General features: G+C 61.0%; 22 protein-coding genes. 12 read left to right on the top strand and 10 right to left on the bottom strand.

Features of this window, described 5'->3' with window-relative positions; genetic code table 11:
• Positions 1-29: 29 nt before the first annotated feature.
• The 4 genes from IB272_RS11325 to IB272_RS11310 all read right to left on the bottom strand — a co-directional run bounded on the left by IB272_RS11325 (position 30) and on the right by IB272_RS11310 (position 4,297).
• Positions 30-806 carry an amino acid ABC transporter ATP-binding protein gene (locus tag IB272_RS11325; RefSeq protein WP_064816988.1) on the bottom strand — a complete coding sequence of 259 codons (777 nt, stop codon included), beginning with the start codon at positions 804-806 and terminating at the stop codon, positions 30-32.
• A 17-nt stretch (positions 807-823) separates the two neighbouring features.
• A complete protein-coding gene (locus IB272_RS11320; RefSeq protein ID WP_034796753.1) occupies positions 824-1,981 on the bottom strand; it encodes an amino acid ABC transporter permease in 1,158 nt (385 codons plus the stop codon).
• Positions 1,982-1,985: 4 nt separating this feature from the next.
• Positions 1,986-3,179, bottom strand: coding sequence for an amino acid ABC transporter permease (locus tag IB272_RS11315; protein ID WP_060585310.1), 1,194 nt, complete (start codon positions 3,177-3,179; stop codon positions 1,986-1,988).
• 92 nt (positions 3,180-3,271) lie between these two features.
• Positions 3,272-4,297 carry an amino acid ABC transporter substrate-binding protein gene (locus IB272_RS11310; RefSeq protein WP_034796750.1) on the bottom strand — a complete coding sequence of 342 codons (1,026 nt, stop codon included), beginning with the start codon at positions 4,295-4,297 and terminating at the stop codon, positions 3,272-3,274.
• A 340-nt stretch (positions 4,298-4,637) separates the two neighbouring features.
• Between IB272_RS11310 and IB272_RS11305 the strand changes: the two genes are divergently transcribed.
• Positions 4,638-5,828 (top strand): cystathionine beta-lyase, encoded by a 1,191-nt coding sequence (locus tag IB272_RS11305; RefSeq protein ID WP_060585308.1) that lies wholly within the window; start codon positions 4,638-4,640, stop codon positions 5,826-5,828.
• A 108-nt stretch (positions 5,829-5,936) separates the two neighbouring features.
• Here the strand turns inward: IB272_RS11305 and IB272_RS11300 are convergent, their stop codons facing one another.
• Both IB272_RS11300 and IB272_RS11295 read right to left on the bottom strand, forming a co-directional pair.
• Complete coding sequence (locus tag IB272_RS11300) at positions 5,937-7,103, bottom strand: FAD-dependent monooxygenase (protein WP_060585306.1); 1,167 nt, start codon at positions 7,101-7,103, stop codon at positions 5,937-5,939.
• Positions 7,104-7,112: 9 nt separating this feature from the next.
• Entirely contained in the window at positions 7,113-7,358 is a 246-nt protein-coding gene (locus IB272_RS11295; protein WP_057255736.1) for a zinc-finger domain-containing protein, read from the bottom strand.
• Positions 7,359-7,532: 174 nt separating this feature from the next.
• Here IB272_RS11295 and IB272_RS11290 point away from each other — a divergent pair, with 174 nt between their 5' ends.
• The 8 genes from IB272_RS11290 (at position 7,533) to IB272_RS11255 (ending at position 14,566) form a co-directional block, all read left to right on the top strand.
• Positions 7,533-8,318, top strand: a complete 786-nt coding sequence (locus IB272_RS11290) for an alpha/beta hydrolase (protein ID WP_034796743.1) — start codon at positions 7,533-7,535, stop codon at positions 8,316-8,318.
• Between the two features lie 88 nt (positions 8,319-8,406).
• Positions 8,407-9,234 (top strand): serine O-acetyltransferase, encoded by an 828-nt coding sequence (gene cysE, locus IB272_RS11285; protein ID WP_192444432.1) that lies wholly within the window; start codon positions 8,407-8,409, stop codon positions 9,232-9,234.
• Between the two features lie 99 nt (positions 9,235-9,333).
• A complete protein-coding gene (locus IB272_RS11280) occupies positions 9,334-9,537 on the top strand; it encodes a DUF3126 family protein (protein WP_034796738.1) in 204 nt (67 codons plus the stop codon).
• 279 nt (positions 9,538-9,816) lie between these two features.
• Positions 9,817-10,173, top strand: coding sequence for a phasin family protein (locus IB272_RS11275; protein WP_034796735.1), 357 nt, complete (start codon positions 9,817-9,819; stop codon positions 10,171-10,173).
• 240 nt (positions 10,174-10,413) lie between these two features.
• Positions 10,414-10,767, top strand: coding sequence for an ATP-dependent Clp protease adapter ClpS (gene clpS, locus IB272_RS11270; RefSeq protein ID WP_043622145.1), 354 nt, complete (start codon positions 10,414-10,416; stop codon positions 10,765-10,767).
• A gap of 9 nt (positions 10,768-10,776) precedes the next feature.
• A complete protein-coding gene (clpA, locus tag IB272_RS11265; RefSeq protein ID WP_034796722.1) occupies positions 10,777-13,293 on the top strand; it encodes an ATP-dependent Clp protease ATP-binding subunit ClpA in 2,517 nt (838 codons plus the stop codon).
• A 194-nt stretch (positions 13,294-13,487) separates the two neighbouring features.
• The gene (locus IB272_RS11260; protein ID WP_060585303.1) at positions 13,488-14,225 is read left to right on the top strand and encodes an AzlC family ABC transporter permease; all 738 of its coding nucleotides are present in this window, start codon (positions 13,488-13,490) and stop codon (positions 14,223-14,225) included.
• A complete protein-coding gene (locus tag IB272_RS11255) occupies positions 14,222-14,566 on the top strand; it encodes an AzlD domain-containing protein (RefSeq protein WP_034796719.1) in 345 nt (114 codons plus the stop codon). The genes IB272_RS11260 and IB272_RS11255 overlap by 4 nt, the downstream gene beginning before the upstream one ends.
• A gap of 88 nt (positions 14,567-14,654) precedes the next feature.
• On the opposite strand, the gene IB272_RS11250 is transcribed toward IB272_RS11255, so the two are convergent.
• Genes IB272_RS11250 through IB272_RS11235 form a run of 4 tightly spaced genes read right to left on the bottom strand, consistent with a single transcriptional unit; the run spans position 14,655 to position 17,513 of the window.
• The gene (locus IB272_RS11250; protein WP_034796718.1) at positions 14,655-15,071 is read right to left on the bottom strand and encodes an HIT family protein; all 417 of its coding nucleotides are present in this window, start codon (positions 15,069-15,071) and stop codon (positions 14,655-14,657) included.
• A gap of 43 nt (positions 15,072-15,114) precedes the next feature.
• Complete coding sequence (locus IB272_RS11245; RefSeq protein WP_060585299.1) at positions 15,115-16,302, bottom strand: GNAT family N-acetyltransferase; 1,188 nt, start codon at positions 16,300-16,302, stop codon at positions 15,115-15,117.
• 4 nt (positions 16,303-16,306) lie between these two features.
• On the bottom strand, positions 16,307-17,032 hold the full coding sequence (locus IB272_RS11240; protein ID WP_060585298.1) for a glycerophosphodiester phosphodiesterase: 726 nt from the start codon (positions 17,030-17,032) through the stop codon (positions 16,307-16,309).
• A 13-nt stretch (positions 17,033-17,045) separates the two neighbouring features.
• Positions 17,046-17,513, bottom strand: coding sequence for a RidA family protein (locus tag IB272_RS11235; RefSeq protein WP_043622203.1), 468 nt, complete (start codon positions 17,511-17,513; stop codon positions 17,046-17,048).
• A 145-nt stretch (positions 17,514-17,658) separates the two neighbouring features.
• On the opposite strand from IB272_RS11235, the gene IB272_RS11230 reads away from it, so the two are divergent.
• The 3 genes from IB272_RS11230 to tsf all read left to right on the top strand — a co-directional run bounded on the left by IB272_RS11230 (position 17,659) and on the right by tsf (position 20,612).
• A complete protein-coding gene (locus IB272_RS11230) occupies positions 17,659-18,486 on the top strand; it encodes a cell envelope integrity EipB family protein (protein ID WP_034796712.1) in 828 nt (275 codons plus the stop codon).
• 182 nt (positions 18,487-18,668) lie between these two features.
• Complete coding sequence (gene rpsB / locus IB272_RS11225; protein WP_034796710.1) at positions 18,669-19,436, top strand: 30S ribosomal protein S2; 768 nt, start codon at positions 18,669-18,671, stop codon at positions 19,434-19,436.
• A 252-nt stretch (positions 19,437-19,688) separates the two neighbouring features.
• Positions 19,689-20,612 (top strand): translation elongation factor Ts, encoded by a 924-nt coding sequence (gene tsf, locus IB272_RS11220; RefSeq protein ID WP_034796708.1) that lies wholly within the window; start codon positions 19,689-19,691, stop codon positions 20,610-20,612.
• Positions 20,613-20,753 lie beyond the last annotated feature (141 nt).

Raw genomic sequence — 20,753 nt, 5'->3', positions numbered from 1 at the left:
GGCTTCTTTTTGTGTCGTCTCGTCCGGTCCTAGTGCAGGATCTGGCTGAGGAACAGCTTGGTGCGCTCGTGCTGCGGATTGTCGAAGAACTCGGCCGGCGAGTTCTGCTCGACGATCTGGCCCTGGTCCATGAAGATGACGCGGTTGGCGACCTGGCGGGCGAAGCCCATTTCGTGGGTTACGCACAGCATGGTCATGCCTTCTTCGGCGAGCGACACCATGGTGTCGAGCACTTCCTTGACCATTTCCGGGTCGAGCGCCGAGGTCGGCTCATCGAACAGCAGGATCTTCGGCTTCATGCACAGCGAGCGGGCGATCGCCACGCGCTGCTGCTGGCCGCCCGAGAGCTGGCCCGGATACTTGTTGGCCTGCTCGGGGATCTTGACGCGCTTCAGGAAGTGCATCGCGATTTCTTCGGCCTGCTTCTTCGGCATCTTGCGCACCCAGATCGGCGCAAGCGTGCAGTTTTCGAGGATCGTCAGGTGCGGGAAGAGGTTGAAGTGCTGAAACACCATGCCGACTTCGCGGCGCACTTCGTCGATCTTCTTCAGATCGTTGGTGAGCTCGATGCCGTCGACGACGATCTTGCCCTTCTGGTGCTCTTCGAGCCGATTGATGCAGCGGATCATCGTCGACTTGCCGGAGCCCGACGGGCCGGCAATGACGATGCGCTCGCCCTTCATAACCTTCAGGTTGATGTCACGAAGGACGTGGAAGTCCCCGTACCACTTGTTCATTCCAGTGATTTCGACTGCGACATCCGTTGCGGAAACAGTCATTTTGGAAGCAGTGGCTGCGTTTGCCATGCGATCCTCCCCTCATTTTATCGTTTATGGGCCGTGTCGAGCACGCGTTCCATGAAACCTGAATAGCGCGACATACCAAAGCAGAAAAGCCAGAATATGAAGCCAGCGAAAATTAGCCCTGAGATCGGCGTCACCGAAGAGGCCCAGTTGGCGTCCGTGAAGTTGAAGCGGACGATGCCGAGCAGGTCGAACATGCCGATGATCGACACCAGTGACGTGTCCTTGAAGAGGCCGATGAAGGTGTTGACGATGCCCGGAATCACGAGCTTCAGCGCCTGTGGCAGCACGATGAGGTTCATCTTCTGCCAGAAGCTGAGACCGAGGGAATCCGCGCCCTCATACTGCCCCTTCGGGATAGCCTGGAGGCCGCCGCGCACCACTTCGGCCATGTAGGCCGAGGCGAAGAACGACACGCCGATCAGTGCACGCAGGAACTTGTCGAAGGTGACGCCCTGCGGCAGGAACAGTGGCAGCATGACGCTCGCCATGAAGAGCACGGTGATCAGAGGGATGCCGCGCACCAGTTCGATGAAGGCGGTGCAGAGCATCTTGATCACAGGCATATGCGATCGCCGCCCCAGTGCCAGAAGAATGCCGAGTGGCAACGACACGGCAATGCCGACGAACGAAAGGATGAGCGTCACCATCAAACCGCCCCAGAGCGGCGTCTCGACGTAGGTCAGTCCGAACCAGCCGCCGGGAAGCAGGATCAAGGAAATGATCGGCAGCACGGCGAAGAGCAGGATGGCGTTGATGCCCTTGAAGGGAGCCTTCGGGATCAACATCGGAATGAGGAAAAGCACGAAGAGGATGCCGACCAGCGTCGGTCTCCAACGCTCATCGAGCGGGTAGCGGCCGTAGGCGAATTGGTCGAGTTTTGCGTTGACGAAGGCCCAGCACGCACCGCTCCAGCCATCCGGCTGCGAGCCTCCTTGAGCAACCGTGGCGCAAACGCCACGGCCGCCACCGGTCCAGGCGGCGTCGATGAAGAGCCACTGGATGGCCGGAGGCACGAGCCACGCAAGCGCAAGCAGGCTGACGATGGTGAGCACCGCATCCTTTGGCGTCGCGAACAGGTTTTCGCGCAGCCAATGGACGATGCCACCTTCGGCGACCGGCGGGGCGGACCCTTCGATCATTGAGGTACGGACAAAAGTTGCCTGGTGTGTGTTCATGATCTTATCTCTCCACCAGGGCCATGCGGGCATTGAACCAGTTCATGAACAGCGACGTCGCAAGGCTCAGCGACAGGTAGACGACGATCCAGATCGTGACGATCTCGATCGATTGTCCTGTCTGGTTGAGGATGGTGCCACCGACGGCGACAAGATCCGCGTAACCGATCGCAACGGCGAGCGACGAGTTCTTGGTAAGGTTCAGATACTGGCTGGTGAGCGGCGGAATGATGATCCGGAGCGCTTGCGGAACCACCACCAGTCGTGTCGTCAGGCCGGGGCGTACACCGAGCGCGTGCGCGGCTTCCGTCTGCCCCTTGGATACGCCGCGGATGCCGGCACGCACGATCTCGGCTATGAAGGCGGCCGTGTAGAACGAGAGCGCCAGGAACAGCGACAGGAATTCTGGTCCGATGACCGAGCCGCCGGTGAGGTTGAATTTGCCGGCGACGGGGACGTCGAAGGTGATCGGCGATCCCGTGGCAAGGAAGACCAACAACGGCAGACCGATGATCAGGCCGAGAGACGCCCAAAGAACCGGGAAACGCTGTCCGGTGGCCTCCTGCTTCTTGCGCGCATAGCGTGCCAGGAGGAAGCTGGCGACGATCGCGAGGACAAAGGCTAGAACCGTGTACAGCGAGCCGTCGCCAAAGATCGGCTTGGGAAAGGCAAGGCCGCGGTTGTTGAGGAACATGTTGAGCGGCAGTGCTGCCGATTCACGCGGCTGCGGCAGGATCGCCAGGACGCCGCTGTACCAGAAGAAGATGACCAGCAGCGGCGGGATGTTGCGGAAGATCTCGACATAGGCGAGCGACAGCTTGGCGATCAGCCAGTTGTGCGACAGGCGGCCGATCCCGACTGCAAAGCCGATGATGGTGGCGGTGAAAATACCGCAGACGGCGACCAGCAATGTGTTGAGCAGGCCGACGACAAGTGCGCGCTGATAGGTGGAATCGCTGGTATAGGCGATCAGCGACTGCCCGACGTCAAAACCGGCGCGTCCATTGAGGAAGCCGTAACCGGAAGCGATGTTCGCCCGTTTGAGATTCTCGATCGTGTTGTCGGCCACCCAATAGACGAAGGCCCCGAGTAGGACGACGGTAATAACCTGATAAAAGATGCCGCGGACCTGCGGGTCGTTGATGATCGACCCCGACGGTTTCGATTTCTCAGGCGTAGTTGTGACGCCAATCGCCATGCAATGCCTCTTTCCCCTTTTCACCCTTTTGGGTGTTTTTATCGTTGGGACGGGGAAGCGGTTGTCCGCTTCCCCGGTATTTTCGGTTCGCTTTAGCGGACCGGCGGAGCGTACTGGATGCCGCCCTTGTTCCACAGCGCGTTGAGGCCGCGCTCGATCTTGAGCGGGCTGCCGGCGCCGATGTTGCGGTCGAAGACTTCGCCGTAGTTTCCGACGGCCTTGATCACGTTCACGGCCCATTCGTTGGTGAGGCCGAGGTCGGTGCCGATCTTCGAGTCAGCTTCGACGCCGAGGAAGCGCTGAACGTCCGGGTTGGTGGACTTCTTCATTTCTTCGACGTTGGCCTGGGTGACGCCGAACTCTTCAGCCTGGATCAGCGCGTAGTGAACCCAGCTGACGATATCGAACCACTGGTCGTCACCCTGGCGCACGGCCGGGCCGAGCGGCTCCTTCGAGATGATTTCCGGCAGGATCATGTGATCGTCTGGCTTCGACAGCGTCAGACGCAGCGAATAAAGGCCGGACTGGTCGGTCGTGTAGACGTCGCAACGGCCGGCGTCATAGGCGGCGTTGACTTCTTCAAGCTTTTCGAAAACGACCGGATTGTACTGCAGGTTGTTCGACTTGAAGTAGTCGGCGAGGTTGAGCTCGGTGGTGGTGCCCGTCTGCACGCAGACAGCGGCGCCCGAAAGCTCCAACGCAGATTTGACGTTCAGGCCCTTGCGAACCATGAAGCCTTGGCCGTCATAGTAGTTGACCGGGCGGAAGTTGAAGCCGAGCGCGGTGTCGCGGTTGATCGTCCAGGTGGTGTTACGGGCAAGCACGTCGACTTCGCCCGACTGCAGCGCCGGGAAGCGTTCCTTGGCGGAGGTCGGGGTGTACTTCACCTTGCTGCCATCCGCGAAGATCGCGGCGGCGATTGCCTTGCAGTAGTCTACGTCGAATCCGCTCCAGTTGCCCGAAGCATCCGGCGCTGCGAAGCCGGCGAGGCCGGTGTTCACGCCGCACTGGACAAAGCCCTTGGCCTTGACGTCATCAAGAGTAGCGCCCGAAGCCGCCTGTGTGCCAATCCCCATGACAGCAGCGCCAACGAGAGCTGTCAGAATTCTTTTTGCCATTTTTAGAACCTTTTTCTGTTGTCGTTAGTTCCAGTCTGCACCGTCGCGTCTCCTAGCGCGGTGAGCCTCCGCCACCCTCCTGGCGCGAGTGTCGGCTATCTCATGCTCAATTTCCATGAGGGTCAAGAGAGGCCGCCGATTTTCTGGTTTTGCATGTGAAAAACTCGAAACAAGCCAGAAAGTTAGGCAGATCTTGGGGGTGTGAAGCACGCTCTGGCGGAAAATTCGCCAGAAGTGGCCTCGCGACGGTCAAAACGACGCTTCATGATTTTTGCCACTTGACCGCGATTGTGGCTCGTTCGAAGAGTTTTGCATTCGAAATCTAGAAGCGGAATGAGCAATGGCAGACAGTGGCAATGTGAACGGCAAGGCAGGCATCAACACGCGTCTCGCCCATAGCGGCAACAACCCCTCCGATTACTTCGGCTTCGTCAATCCGCCGGTCGTGCACGCCTCCACGGTGCTGTTCCCGAACGCCAAGACCATGGAGACGCGGGCGCAGAAGTACACCTACGGCACGCGCGGAACGCCGACCACGGACGCGCTCTGCGACGCGATCAACGAACTCGAAGGGTCCGCCGGAACGATCCTCGTGCCTTCGGGTCTAGCTGCGGTCACGGTGCCGTTCCTCGCCTATCTCTCGGCCGGCGACCACGCCTTGATCGTCGATTCGGTCTACTTCCCGACGCGCCATTTCTGCGACACGATGCTGAAGCGACTTGGCGTCACGGTCGAATACTACGATCCGATGATCGGCGCTGCGATCGAGAGCTTGATCCGCCCGAACACACGCCTGGTACACACCGAAGCACCGGGATCGAACACCTTCGAAATGCAGGACATCCGCGCGATTGCCGATGCCGCCCATCGCCATGGCTGCATCGTCACCATGGACAATACCTGGGCGACGCCCGTCTACTTCAAGCCGCTCGACCATGGCGTCGATGTGTCGATCCATGCGGCCACCAAGTATCCGTCCGGCCATTCGGACGTGCTCTTCGGCACCGTTTCGGCCAATGCCGAGCACTGGCCGGCCCTGACAGAGGCCATGGTGACGCTCGGCGTCTGCGTCTCGCCCGATGACAGCTACCAGATCCTGCGTGGCCTTCGCACCATGGGCATCCGCCTCGAACGGCACCAGGAGAGCGCCCTGACACTGGCGAAGTGGCTGGAAACACGCGACGAAGTGGCCCGCGTGCTGCATCCGGCGCTGCCGAGCTTCCCCGGCCACGAGCTCTGGAAGCGCGATTTCACCGGCGCGAGCGGCATCTTCTCCTTCGTGCTGAAGGCGGAGAGCCCTGACCGCTTCAAGGCCAAGGCGCACGCCTTCCTCGATGCGCTGAGATTGTTCGGGCTCGGCTATTCCTGGGGCGGTTTCGAAAGCCTGGCACTCCATGTCGGTCTCGGAGATCGCAAGGTGGCGCTGGCGCCGACCGAAGGTCCGGTTCTGCGCCTGCAGATCGGCCTTGAGGACGTGCCGGATATCCGGCGCGACATCGAAGCGGGCCTGGCTGCGGCAAACGCCGTTTGACGAAGGCAATGACGGACGCCGCGGTCATCCGCGGCGTTCTGCTTTTCTGGACTAGATCTTGCGCGACGGCAGTTTATCGAACGGATCGCGGCGAATGGCCGTCGCTTCTCAGTGCTCCGGCGCCCCGTAGCCGTAGAGCCAGTCGAGGTCGGCTGCGAGCGCGTCGGGCCCCTTGAGCTTCAACACCATGTCGCGGCCGATACGCACCGGGCCGCGGGCGTGATAGGCGAAATGGTTGAAGGCCGCACGGCGGCGGACGCGCGCGATGCGTGGCCTGCGAAGCGCCTCGAATTTCCGCAAGGAATTCGCGACGCTGAGGTTTTCAGACAGGCAAGCCGCAAGCGCGGATGCGTCCTCGATGGCCATGGCCGCACCTTGCGCCGCAAAGGGCGTCATCGCATGGGCCGCGTCGCCGATCAGCACTGTATTTTGACCATCATGCCAGGCGCCGTCGTCGACGGTGCAGAGCGGCCAGTAGGTGGGCGCCACGGCCTTATCGAGAAGCGAGCGGATGCCTGGGCTCCAATCGGAAAAGGCGTTGAGGCAATCCTGGCGCCGCGCGTCCGAATCCTTGCCGACCCAGATCGCGTCGGTCTCCTTGCCCTCGATGATGGCGACGAGATTGAAACCGCCGACTTCCCGCAGAGGATAGGCAACGAGGTGGGCGCGCGGGCCGAGGAAGGCGGTGACCTCACCGCGGTTGAGCACGCCCGCGGCAACGTCGCCTGCAAGCGTCATGCGCCAGGCGATATTGCCCGAGAACCGGACACGGCCGGCGGCGGGCACAGTCTCGCGCAGCCGCGACCAGATGCCGTCGGCGCCGATGACGACGTCCGGCATGCGCCCTGTCACTGCCGCGATCGCCTGGTCCCCGGGCTTGTCGATCTGGCATCCGAGGTGGAGACGGCAGCGCGGTTCGGATTGAACAGCCTGAAACAGGATTCTCTGAAGGCTGGCGCGGTGGAGAACGGCATAGGGCGCATGCCAGCGGCGGCGCGCGAAGGTCCCGGCCGGTACGCTGGCAAGCGCGCGCAGCGAGCGGCCGTCAACGAGCCCGATGCGCTCGGGCTCTGTCCATACGCTCTCAAGCTGCGTCAGCAGGCCGAGCTCGATGAGGATGCGGGAGGCGTTCGGTGAGAGCTGCAGGCCGGCTCCGACCTCGGTCAGTGCCGTCGCCCGCTCGATGATATCGACGTCGAAGCCGCGCCGGGCAAGGCATAGGGCAGCCGTGAGGCCGCCGATGCCGGCGCCGATGATCGCGACGGGGCGCGACATCGGCGCTTATCAGGCGGCTTTATGGGCGAAGAGGCAGCCGGGGGGATTGGTTTCGGTCGCCTTCAGCTTCGGATTGTAGCGATAGAGCGTAGAGCAGTAGGAGCAGACCTTCTCGTTGTCGTCACCCATGTCGATGAAGATGTGCGGGTGATCGTAGGGAATGGATGCGCCGGTGCACATGAATTCCTTAACGCCGATTTCGATTGCCTGATGTCCGCCGTCGTTCTGGAAATGCGGGATGCTGTGGCCGGCCATGTCATGCTCCGATGAATGCAAGTCTGAAGGTCAAATTTGGCGGCACCATAGTCAGCTTTGCCGGAAATGTGTAGCGGCAAAGCTGCCGCAGTTGTGGTTTTTGCCGGTGCGGGGTTTCGCCCGCCAAGGCGACGAACTAGGTTGCGCGGGATCGATATGCCCAAGGATGAATAGATGGATCTCACCCCGCCGCCGTTTTCCCGTTTCAATCATGACGGTCTGGAGATCGCCTTCTTCGACGAGGGCGACCCGTCCGGCGCGCCCGTTCTGCTCATTCACGGCTTTGCCTCCAGCGCCAACGTCAACTGGGTTTTCCCGGGCTGGCTGAAGACGCTGGGTGACGCCGGCTACCGCGTCATCGCGCTCGACAATCGCGGCCATGGCAAGAGCAGCAAGCCCTACGACCCGGAACTCTATCACCCGCAGCAGATGGCGGGTGACGCCGCCGCATTGCTTGGGCATCTCGGGATCGCCGAGGCCCATGTCATGGGCTATTCGATGGGCGCTCGAATCTCGGCCTTCCTGGCGCTCGCGCATCCCGATCGCGTGCGCTCGCTGGTCTTCGGCGGCCTCGGCATCGGCATGGTGTCGGGGGTAGGGGATTGGGATCCGATTGCCGACGCTCTGGTGGCGCCGTCGCTTGACGACGTGACCCATGCGCGCGGGCGCATGTTCCGTGCCTTTGCCGACCAGACCAAGAGCGACCGGCAGGCGCTTGCGGCATGTATCTCGACCTCGCGGGATCTGCTGACGGCACAGGATATGGCGCGCATCGAGCAGCCGACGCTGATTGGCGTCGGGACGACCGATGACATCGCCGGATCGGCGCAGGAACTGGCAGCGCTGATGCCGCGTGCGCGTGCGCTCGACATTCCGGGCCGCGACCATATGCTCGCCGTCGGCGACCGGGTTTTCAAGAAAGCGGTGCTCGAATTTTTGGCAGAGATCGATCGCATCTAGCGTATCGTCATTGCCGCCAGACGCCATTTAAGTCACGCCTGATTTCCCCTATAGTGGTGGCAGGCACGGACAAGGAAGGAGAGCGACGATGGTCGCCAAGACCGAACTTCGCCAGGCAGAAGCGCTGCAAGTGATGGACCCGATCTGGAATAGCCTGCGCGAAGAAGCCCGGATTGCCGCCGAGCAAGACCCAATGCTCGCGGCCTTCCTCTATTCCACCGTCGTCAATCAGCACTCTCTCGAAGAAAGCGTGATCTACCGCATATGCGAAAGGCTGGATCACCCGGATCTGCAGGCAAACCTTTTGCGCCAGACCTTCTCGGAGATGCTGGAGGACTGGCCGGAATGGGGCACCATTCTGCGTGTCGACATCCAGGCCGTCTACGACCGTGACCCCGCCTGCACCCGCTTCATCGAGCCGGTGCTCTATTTCAAGGGCTTCCATGCGATCCAGACGCATCGCCTGGCGCATTGGCTATTGAAGCGCGGCCGCAAGGATTTCGCCTTCTACCTGCAGAGCCGGGCGTCGAGCGTCTTCCAGACGGACATCAACCCCGCCGCCCGCATCGGCCGCGGCATCTTCCTTGATCATGCCACCGCCCTTGTCGTCGGCGAGACCGCGGTCATTGGTGACAACGTCTCGATCCTGCACGGCGTGACGCTCGGCGGCACGGGCAAGGAAGGCAGCGATCGCCACCCGAAGATCGCCGACGGCGTGCTGATTGGCGCCGGCGCCAAGATCCTCGGCAATATCCATATCGGGCACTGCTCGCGCGTCGCTGCGGGTTCGGTCGTGCTGAAACCGGTGCCGCCGAAGTCGACGGTCGCCGGCGTGCCGGCAAAGGTCGTGGGCGAGGCCGGCTGTTCCGAGCCGTCGCGCCAGATGGACCAGATCCTTGCCAGCTTCGATATCTGACATGCGGGAACCGGTGTGTAGCCTCTTTCGAGGGGTTTACACCCGCCGATGCAGCGTGCGAGAAGCGCCGCACAGTTTAAACGGCTACGGAGACGTGTTTTGAAGCCCGAAGAAATCCGCAAGCTTGAAGCCTACTTCAAGCGCACCTTCAATCAGCAGATGGTCGTCAAGGCTCGCCCGAAGAAGGACGAGTCCGCTGAAGTCTATCTCGGTGACGAGTTCCTCGGTGTGGTCTTCCGCGATGAGGAAGACGGCGAGCTTTCCTACAACTTCTCCATGGCGATCCTCGACATCGACCTCTAAGTCGCGACGCCGGACGCTTTCAGTATAAACCCCGAAAATCCATGGGATTTTCGGGGTTTATTGTTTTGTGTGGGATGTTGATGTCTTGCTGGGCAATTGCTCGCTAGTGCTTATCTTGCGGCTTTAGCGAGCGCGGCAAGAAATTTCATGCCGGACCGCGATATTTCATCAAGTTGTTGCATCTGTTGTATTTTATTGCATCGCACACTCGTCTTGACTTTTTGTGCAGTGCACATAAACTGAAACCTCCAGATCAGGCCGTCACCAAGGAGACACCGGATGTTCAACTTCGACGATGCAAACAAGAAGAGCAAGGAAGCCATTGACGTGGCTGTGAAGAGCTATTCCGCTTGGACCAAGGGTCTCCAGGCTATCGCGACCGAAGCTGCCGACTTTTCGAAGAAGTCCTTCGAGGACAGCGTCGCGCATGTCGAAAAGCTGACGAGCGTCAAGAGCGTCGAGGCTGCTTTCGAACTGCAGACCAACTTCGTGAAGTCGAGCTACGAAGGCTTTGTCGCCGAAGCAACGAAGATCGGCGAAATGTATGCCGACCTCGCCAAGGACGCCTACAAGCCCTACGAAGCGCCGGTTGCCAAGGCAACGGCAGCAGTCAAGGCCGCCGCTGCAGCAGCCTGATCACCGGCTAAAACAATTTCTCAATAAAAAGGCCGGTCGCAGCGCTTGCGACCGGCCTTTTTGTTTTTCGCATAAGCTGTGCGCAGCCCAAAGAAAGTTGATCAATCTTGCCGGTCAACGTGCGATTATGATTGCAGTGTGTTGGTTCGGTCTTAAAATCTGAAAACGAACCATTAGATAAAGGGCAAGCAGGCTGCGGCCGAGTTCGATGGGTCGCTACTGTACAAGGAACTGACAAGAATGATCGCCATGCCGGTCCGGATGCAGCAAGGTAGCGATGATGAGGGGAACGGCAACAACCGCAGCACGTCCGTCATCACGCGTACCAAGCCGAAGACCAAGAAGCCGAGTTTGTATCGTGTTCTGCTTTTGAATGACGATTACACGCCGATGGAATTTGTCATCCATATTCTGGAGCGCTTCTTTCAAAAGAATCCGGAAGAGGCGACCCGCATCATGCTCCACGTCCACAATCACGGTGTGGGAGAGTGCGGCGTCTTCACCTATGAGGTCGCCGAAACCAAGGTGACGCAGGTGATGGACTTCGCCCGGCAGCATCAGCATCCGTTGCAATGCGTCATGGAAAAGAAATGAGGAACTAACGTGCCAACATTTTCGCCCAGCCTCGAAAAGGCGCTGCACCAGGCACTGACTTTTGCCAACGAGCGCCACCACGAATACGCTACGCTCGAGCATCTGCTTCTGGCATTGATCGACGATGCCGACGCGGCGGCCGTGATGGGCGCCTGCAACGTCAATCTTGAGACGCTACGCAAGACCGTAACCGATTACGTCGACAATGAACTGTCGAACCTCGTGACCGGCTACGACGAAGATTCCAAGCCGACGGCCGGGTTCCAGCGCGTGATCCAGCGGGCGGTGATCCACGTGCAATCGTCCGGCCGCGAGGAAGTGACCGGCGCCAACGTGCTGGTCGCGATCTTCGCCGAGCGCGAAAGTCACGCAGCCTATTTCCTGCAGGAGCAGGAGATGACCCGCTACGACGCGGTCAACTTCATTTCGCACGGCATCGGCAAGCGGCCCGGCAGCTCTGAGTCCCGTCCTGTGCGTGGCTCTGACGATCATGAGAGCGAGCAGAAGCCCGCGCGCGACAACGAAGAGGCCAGCGCCAAGAAGCAGCAGGACGCGCTGACCGCCTATTGCGTCAACCTCAATGAGAAGGCGAAATCCGGCAAGATCGACCCGCTGATCGGCCGTCACGCCGAGGTGAACCGCACCATCCAGGTGCTGTGCCGCCGCTCGAAGAACAATCCGCTCTATGTCGGGGACCCCGGCGTCGGCAAGACGGCGATCGCCGAAGGCCTTGCCAAGCGCATCATCGAAAAGAAGGTGCCGGAAGCGTTGCAGGATGCGACGATCTTCTCGCTCGACATGGGCACGCTTCTTGCCGGCACGCGCTACCGTGGCGATTTCGAAGAACGGCTGAAGCAGGTCGTCAAGGAGCTCGAGGACTATCCGGGCGCCGTGCTCTTCATCGACGAGATCCATACGGTCATCGGCGCCGGAGCTACGTCCGGCGGCGCGATGGATGCATCCAACCTTCTGAAGCCGGCGCTTTCCTCCGGCGCGATCCGCTGCATCGGTTCGACCACCTACAAGGAATACCGCCAGTTTTTCGAGAAGGATCGGGCGCTGGTTCGCCGTTTCCAGAAGATCGACGTGAACGAGCCGACGATTGCCGACGCGATCGAGATCATGAAGGGGCTGAAGCCTTATTACGAGGAATATCATCACCTGAAATACTCGAACGAGGCGATCAAGGCCGCGGTCGAGCTTTCGGCCCGCTACATCAACGACCGCAAGCTGCCGGACAAGGCGATCGACGTGATCGATGAATCCGGTGCCGCACAGATGCTGCTGCCAGCCAGCAAGCGCCGCAAGCTGATCACCGAGAAGGAGATCGAGGCGACGATCGCGACGATGGCGCGCATCCCGCCGAAGACCGTCTCCAAGGACGACGAGGCCGTGCTTGCCAATCTCGAGAGAGAGCTGCGCTCGGTCGTCTACGGCCAGGACCTGGCGATCGAGGCGCTCGCTTCGTCGATCAAGCTGGCGCGTGCCGGCCTGCGCGAACCGAACAAGCCGATCGGCTGCTACGTCTTCTCCGGCCCGACCGGCGTCGGCAAGACGGAAGTCGCCAAGCAGCTTGCGACCTCGCTCGGCGTCGAGCTCCTGCGCTTCGACATGTCGGAATACATGGAGCGGCATACGGTTTCCCGCCTGCTCGGTGCACCTCCCGGCTATGTCGGCTTCGACCAGGGCGGCCTTTTGACCGATGGCGTCGACCAGCATCCGCATTGCGTGCTACTGCTCGACGAAATCGAGAAGGCGCATCCGGACCTGTTCAACATCCTGTTGCAGGTCATGGACCATGGCTCGCTGACGGATCACAACGGCAAGAAGATCGACTTCCGCAACGTCATCCTGATCATGACGACCAATGCCGGCGCATCGGAAATGGCCCGGGCCGCCATCGGCTTCGGTTCTTCCAAGCGTACGGGCGAAGACGAAGAGGCGCTGAACCGCCTGTTCACGCCGGAATTCCGCAACCGTCTGGATGCGGTCATTCCGTTTGCTTCGCTGCCGACACCGGTTATCCACCAGGTGGTTCAGAAGTTCGTCATGCAGCTTGAAACCCAGCTTGCCGAGCGCAACGTCACCTTCGACCTCGCGCCGGAGGCGATCGCCTGGCTTGCCGAAAAGGGCTACGACGAGAAGATGGGCGCGCGACCGCTGTCGCGTGTCATCCAGGAAAACATCAAGAAGCCGCTCGCCGATGAAATCCTCTTCGGCAAGCTGAAGAAGGGCGGCGTCGTCAAGGTGACGATCGGCACGAAGGCCGATGGCACCAAGGGCCTGCTGCTCGATGCCGTTCCTGAGACGACGCCAATCAAGCCAAAGGCGGAAGTATCCCGCCCGGCGATGAAGGCCGCCAAGCCGAAAAAGGCCGAGGACAAGGAAGAGGTGGGCGCCGAGCCTGCGCCGAAGTCCAAGCCGAAGAAGGCTGCCGCCAAGGCGTCAACGGATGACGAGGCCGGGGCGGGCGACGCGGCTCCCAGAAAGGGCCGCACGGTGCCGAAGGTGCCGCGCAAGAAGTAGCCCCCCCGCAAGACACGTTCGACGGTGCCGGATGCAAACCATCCGGCACCGTTTTTCTTTAAAAACGAAATGAGAAGAGCCTGCGTGGTTTTTCGTCCGCATGCCGGTCTGATAGCCTATATTCGGTCATGCTGATCCTGGACGATTCGATCCGGGGTGGTCGTAGTCGAGTTGAAAACAATCCGGAATCGCCGATGAAGAGAGAAGAAGACGAGCAATCTTCGCTCGCCTGGTTCGGGAAAGGCATGCGCGGCATTTTCAGTCTGCCGGCCTTCATTCTGATGTTATCCTTTGTCGGCTTCTGTTCGCTGACGGCTCAGGCCGGCATCCCGGTCGAGCAGGTGGTCTTCATGGTCGGCATGGTCTGGGCGCTTCCGGCCAAGGTCATTCTCGTCAGTTCGATGATGAGCGGAGCCGGGCTCGCGACCGCGTTCCTCGCGGTCTCGCTGTCGTCCGTACGGCTGATGCCGATGGTCGCCGCGCTGATACCGGAGCTGCGCGGGTCGCGCACGCCGACTTGGCTTCTGCTCTTCCTGTCGCATTTCGTCGCGATCACCGCCTGGGTGTTCGCGATGGAGAAGGTGCCGCACGTGCCGCACGAGCGTCGCGTCGCCTTTTTCGCGGGCTTCGGCATCACGCTGGTGGCGGCAAACATGCTACTCGTCGCTGTCGTCTACCACTTCGTCGCCGATTTCCCGCCGATCGTTGCCGGCTGCCTTTTCTTCCTGACGCCGGTCTACTTTCTCGCCTCGATCTGGCATTCGGCGCGCCATCCCGTCGTCTATGTGGCGTTGCTCTTCGGTCTTGCAGGCGGGCCGCTGTTCTACTGGCTGTTTCCGGAATTCGACATCCTGCTCGCCGGCCTCGTCGGCGGTACGCTTGCCTGGCTCATCGAGCGCCTCTGGCGCCGTCGCAAGGAGGTGAGAGGATGACCTGGCAGGATGGTTGGTGGGCCTATGTCTTCATCGCGATTGCCGGCTGGCTGGCGACCGACATCTGGCGCTGGTTGGGTGTCATCACAGGTAACAGGCTGCGCGATGATTCCGAGGCGCTGAACTGGGTGAGGGCGGTTGCGACCGCGCTGGTCGCAGCGGTCATCGCCAAGCTTATCCTCTATCCGACCGGCGTACTCGAACAATCCCCGCTCTGGCTGCGCGCAGGTGCCGTCGCGCTCGGGGCGGCCGCCTTCTTCCTGTTCGGAAGAAAACCGGCGATCGGGATCGCGTCAGCGATTGCCGCGTTGGCGCTGGGCCTGTGGTGGTTGGGTTTTTAGGCCGGGTGAGGTGCTTTCACCTGACCGTCGGTTAAAGAGCCGGCGCGTCGCCGGCTCCCTGGCTCCTGCGCGGATAGTATGAGCGCGATCAGAGCGCCTGCCGAACCTTTTCGGCATTGGCAGCCAGAACGGCGCCGTCTTCCATCGTGCCGGAATGCGGCTTCAGCGGCACGCCTGCTTGCCGCGGAATGACGTGGAAGTGCAGGTGGAAGACCGATTGTCCAGCCGGTGCTTCGTTGAACTGCATGATCGTCACACCATCGGCGTCGAAAGCTTCCTTGGCGGCAACGGCGAGCTTCTGTACGGTGGCAATCAACGCCGGCAGCGTTGCTGCATCGGCGTCGAGCAGGTTGCGCGAAGGGGATTTCGGCACCACGAGCAGATGGCCTTCTGCCTGCGGCATGACATCCATGAAGGCGATCGTCGCGTCGTCCTCGTAGACGCGGTGCGAGGGAATTTCGCCGCGCAGGATCTTGGCGAAAATGTTGTTGTCGTCGTAGCTCATTGTTCTTCCTCGTGTAATGAAGCCGGCCTTCACGAAAAGGGGGTCAGTCGTCCTGCCGTTCACCCTTTCGGAAAGGTCCGTGCTCGGCAAGAAACTCGCCCGTTTCCTCCACATCCCTGCGCTCGCGCTGAAGATAGTCGCCGACGGCGCGGGCAAGTCCCGGATGTGTGAAGAAATGGGTGGAATGGGTGGTGACGGGCATGTAGCCACGCGCAAGCTTGTGCTCACCCTGGGCGCCAGCCTCGACCCGTTTCAGCCCCTTGGCGATCGCGAAATCGATCGCCTGGTGATAGCAGACTTCGAAATGCAGGAACGGGTGATCCTCGATGCAGCCCCAGTGGCGACCGTAGAGCGCATCGCCGCCGATGAAGTTGATCGCGCCGGCGATGTAGCGGCCGTTGCGGCGTGCCATCACCAGCAGGATATCGTCGGCCATGCGCTCGCCAATGAGCGAATAGAACGCGCGCGTCAGATAGGGGCGGCCCCATTTGCGTCCGCCGGTGTCCATGTAGAAGGCGAAGAACTCGTCCCAGATCGATTCCGTCAGGTCGCTGCCAGTCAGCCAGTCGATCGAAATCCCGTTTTCGAGCGCAGCCCTGCGCTCCTTCTTCAGCGCCTTGCGTTTGCGTGAGGCAAGGGTCTCCAGAAAATCGGCGTGGGAGCCATAGCCTTCATTGGTGAAGTGGAACTGCTGGTCTGTGCGGTGCAGGAACCCGGCACGCTCAAGCGCAGGGATCTCGGCCTCGGGCACGAAAGTCACATGTGCCGAAGAGACATCGTGTCTGCGGGCAAGCTCTTTCAGGCCCGCGGCAAGCGCATCCTGAACGGCGTTCGTGTTTTCGTCCGGTGCCGAAAGCAGCCGTGGTCCGGTCGCAGGCGTGAAGGGGATGGAACTTTGCAGTTTCGGATAGTAGCGGCCGCCGGCGCGCTCGAAGGCGTCTGCCCAGCCGTGGTCGAAAACGTATTCGCCCTGGCTGTGGCTCTTCAGGTAGCAGACGAGGCCGCCGCGCAATTGCCCGTCTCCGCCTTCAAGCAACAGATGCTGGCCGAGCCAGCCGGTCTTGGCCGTCGCCGACCCGGACTCTTCGAGCGCCGAGAGATAGGCATGCGAGAGGAAGGGATTGTAGACGCCGCCAGGAAACGCCTTCGATGCACCGGACAGCACATTCCAGCGTGCCGCTGGTATATCGGTGAAGGATTGCGCGATGCGGAGGGTGACGGCGTCTGACATTACTTTAGGAAACCAGGGCCTCCCGCGGGTCGAAACCCTCGAAGGTCATCTGATCCGCATGGGCAAACGTGTAGGCTTCGGCCTGCCGGTCTCGCACGGTCCAGGTGATGATCGTCTTGCCGAGCGTCCGTTCCTTGGTGATGAACGAGTTCGGCAGGTGGCCGTAGTGGTAGGAGATGAAATCGAGCCCGAGCTGCATCGCTTCCTCATGCACGAAGAAGGTCTCCGGATTGGCACCTTCCGCGGTGAGGCCCAGCGGGTAGGGCGCGTCGAGCGCCTTCAGGTCCTTGAGCAGCCAGTGATCGAAGCTCATCAGTGCGACATGGCCCTTGTAGCCTTCGAGCGTTTCGAGCACGGCGGCTGCAAAGCCCTCGTCGTCGCCCTTGCGGCCCTTGAGCTCGATGACGAGCGGCACCTTGCCGGCAACCAGGCGCAGCATCTGCGTCAACGTCGGCACCTTGTCCTTCGTGCCGCCGATCGCCATCAGGCCGAGTTCGCCGGCGGTGCGCGCGCGAACGTCGCCCTTGATCCCGCACAGTCGCTCGGTATCGTCATCGTGGAAGACGACCGGAATGCTGTCGGCGGTATACTGCAGATCGCATTCGATCGCGAAACCGGCGTCGACGGCGCGGGAGAAGGCCGAAAGCGTATTCTCCCACACCTGCTTGTTCATGTCGTGATAGCCGCGATGGGCAATCGGTTGGGCCTTCAGCCAGGAAATATCAGCCATGCCGGGCACTCCGTCAGGCGATTTCGATGACGGCGTCGATCTCGACGGCGGCATTGAAGGGAAGGGAAGCCATGCCGACGGCGGCACGTGCATGCTTGCCGGCTTCACCGAGCACGGTCGCAAGCAGATTGGATGCGCCGTTGATGACCAGATGCTGCTCGACGAATTCCGGTGTCGAGGCGACGAAGCCGTTGATTTTCACCAGGCGGCGGATGCGACCGAGATCGCCGCCGAGCGCTGCCTTGGCCTGGGCGAGGATGTTGATCGAGCAGAGTTCGGCGGCGCGCTGTGCACGGGCCACGTCCACATCCTTGCCGACGATGCCGGTCACAGCAACCTTGCCGTCTTCCATCGGAAGCTGTCCGGAGATGTAGAGCATCGAGCCGCTGATGACGTAGGGCACGTAGTTTGCAACCGGGGTCGCAGCCTGGGGAAGTGTGACGCCGAGGTCCTTGAGGCGCGCTTCGATCTCTGCCGACATGGAAAGCTCCATTGTTGTCTTTTGTGTTAAAATCCTGCATTCAGGCCGGATCGCGGCGGGCACCGGCTTTTTCCTGCGAACGCCGCCTCGCTTCTGCCGAACGCTTGTTTATAGCATTGCCGGCGAGTCCAACAGGAGGAAACGGATGTTTCATAAAGGCTTCGGTCTCGTCACTTTGGGCAGCGCCTGTTTCGCCGTCATGACAGTATCGGGCGCCACGGCGGCACACGCAAACGCCCTTGTGCCGCACCGCGCCGTCTATGATCTCGAACTCAAGGATGCATCGGATCGTTCGGGCATTGCCGGAATGTATGGTCGCATGGTCTACGAGTTCAATGGCTCGGCCTGTGCGGGCTATACCGTCAGCTTCCGTTTCGTCACCCAGGTCGATACCGGCGAGGAAGTGCGCCTGACCGATCAGCAGACGACCACCTACGAAGATCTAAAGAATGGCAATTTCCGCTTCCTGACCCGCTCCTTCACCGATGAGAAGCTGGACAAGGAAGTGCGCGGTACGGCGCATGAGGAAAAAGCGGGCGTTAAGGTCGAGCTGACCGCGCCGGACAAGCGCGAAATCGAGCTTGCGGCGAGCCGGTTTCCGACGGCGCACATGATGGAGGTGATCTCGCGAGCGAAGAAAGGCGAGAGCCTCTTTGAGGCGCGCATCTTCGACGGCTCCGATTCGGGTGACAAGACCTTGATCACCTCGACCTTCGTCGGCAAATCGCGCAAACCCACGGCGGATGAGCCGGATGCCGGCAAGGCGGGCAAGCTCAGCGGCGACAATTATTGGCCGGTGACCATCTCCTATTTCAACGATGACAAGAGCGGCGACGCGCTGCCGATCTACCGTATGTCGTTCAAACTCTACGAGAACGGGATTACCCGCGACCTGACGATGGACTACGGCGATTTCGTCCTGAGCGGCAAGCTTGCGGACCTCGAAGTGTTCAAATCCGAGGACTGCAAATAGCCGATTGCGGTAAAAAGCGGCGTTTGCGGCTTGATTTCTCGGGCGGTTGCCGTTAAGGGGCTGCCCATTCCACACGTGAAGCTTGGGATGTTCCGGGAGAAATCCGGATCGTTCCGCCGGTGGGCCGGTCGAAAGACATGCTCGACGCTTCGCGGAGGTTCAACCGGAAAAGGAGAAAAGGCATGGCATTGCCTGATTTTAGCATGCGTCAGCTTCTGGAAGCTGGCGTTCACTTCGGCCACCAGACGCACCGCTGGAACCCGAAGATGAAGCCGTACATTTTCGGCGATCGCAACAACGTTCACATCATCGACCTCGCACAGACCGTGCCGATGCTGTCGCGCGCCCTGCAGATCGTCAGCGACACCGTTGCCAACGGCGGCCGCGTTCTGTTCGTCGGCACCAAGCGCCAGGCGTCCGAAATCATCGCTGACGCTGCCAAGCGTTCGGCCCAGTACTACGTCAACGCTCGCTGGCTCGGCGGCATGATGACCAACTGGAAGACGATTTCGAACTCGATCCAGCGCCTGCGCAAGCTCGACGAAATCCTCTCTTCGGAAGCTTCGGGCTTCACCAAGAAGGAACGCCTGAACCTCGAGCGCGAACGCGAAAAGCTGAACCGCGCTCTCGGCGGTATCCGCGACATGGGCGGCACGCCGGACCTGATGTTCATCATCGACACCAACAAGGAATCGATCGCGATCGACGAAGCCAAGCGCCTCGGCATCCCGGTTGTCGCAGTCATCGACTCGAACTGCGATCCGGACCAGATCGACTATCCGATCCCGGGCAACGACGACGCTTCGCGCGCCATCGCTCTCTACTGCGACCTCATTGCACGCGCTGCCATCGACGGCATCGCACGTCAGCAGGGCGCATCGGGCCGTGACCTCGGCGCATCTGCCGAAGCTCCGGTCGAGCCGGCGCTCGACGAGGCCTCCGACGCCTGATCGGGCCTTGGCGGCAGGTAAGCCTGCCGCCCCCAATGAAATGTCGGGACAAGGCCGTTTGTGATGAAAATCTGAACGGCCTTGTTCTTTTCAGCCGGGGATGGCGCTGATCCGTTCGGATCTTTGGAGCCGAGCAACCCCGTGATGTTTCAGTCATCACGGTGTCACATTGAAAAGCCATTCCCAGCCACACCTCCTGGTACCGCGCCCTCAAGGGCAGCGCGCCAACCAAACAGACAAAGAGGCAATAAGATGAGTGTAACTGCAGCAATGGTGAAGGAACTGCGCGAAAAGACCGGCGCAGGCATGATGGACTGCAAGAAGGCGCTCGCCGAAACCAACGGCGACATGGAAGCTGCGATCGACTGGCTGCGCGCCAAGGGCATCGCCAAGGCCGACAAGAAGTCGGGCCGCACGGCTGCTGAAGGCCTCATCGGTATTGTCAGCGGTGGCGTCAAGGCTGTCGTCGTCGAAATCAACTCCGAGACCGATTTCGTTGCCCGCAACGAAGCCTTCCAGGAACTCGTCCGCGGCGTTGCCAATGTAGCGCTGACCACCGACGGCTCGGTTGAAGCCATCGCGGCTGCAAACTACCCGGCAACCGGCAAGTCGGTCGACGAGACCATCAAGGACGCGATCGCCACCATCGGCGAGAACATGACGCTTCGCCGCGCAGCCCTGCTCAAGGTCGAAGACGGTGTTGTTGCCACCTACATCCACAACGCTGCCGGCGACGGCATCGGCAAGCTCGGTGTTCTCGTCGCCCTGAAGTCGATCGGCGACAAGGAAGTTCTCTTCTCGGTTGGCCGTCAGATCGCCATGCACATCGCTGCGACCAACCCGCTCGCGATCCGTGCGGACGAAGTCGACGCCGCTGTTGCCGAGCGCGAACGCAACGTCTTCATCGAACAGTCGCGCGCTTCGGGCAAGCCGGACAACATCATCGAAAAGATGGTCGAAGGCCGCATGCGCAAGTTCTTCGAAGAAGTCGCTCTGCTGTCGCAGGCCTTCGTCATGAACCCGGAAATCACCGTCGGTCAGGCCGTCAAGGACGCTGAAAAGCTCGCTGGCGCACCGATCGAAGTCACCGGCATGGCTCGCCTGCTGCTCGGCGAAGGTGTCGAGAAGGAAGAGTCCGACTTCGCTGCAGAAGTTGCAGCCGTCGCCAAGGGCTGATTTCTTCACCCATATTGGGAAAACCTTGGGGCATCGCGTGACAACGCGGTGCCCTTCGTGTATCCGGCTTCGTCAATGCGCTGGACCCGCCGGAAAATACGCCGTTGCGGTTGAAACCATGGTGCGCAATGTGTCCTTATG

It is taken from the genome of Ensifer sp. ENS08 (assembly GCF_014852195.1).
GTDB lineage: Bacteria > Pseudomonadota > Alphaproteobacteria > Rhizobiales > Rhizobiaceae > Ensifer > Ensifer adhaerens.
Note: the sequence above shows the minus strand (reverse complement) of the source record. Positions and strands in the feature narration are given on the sequence as shown.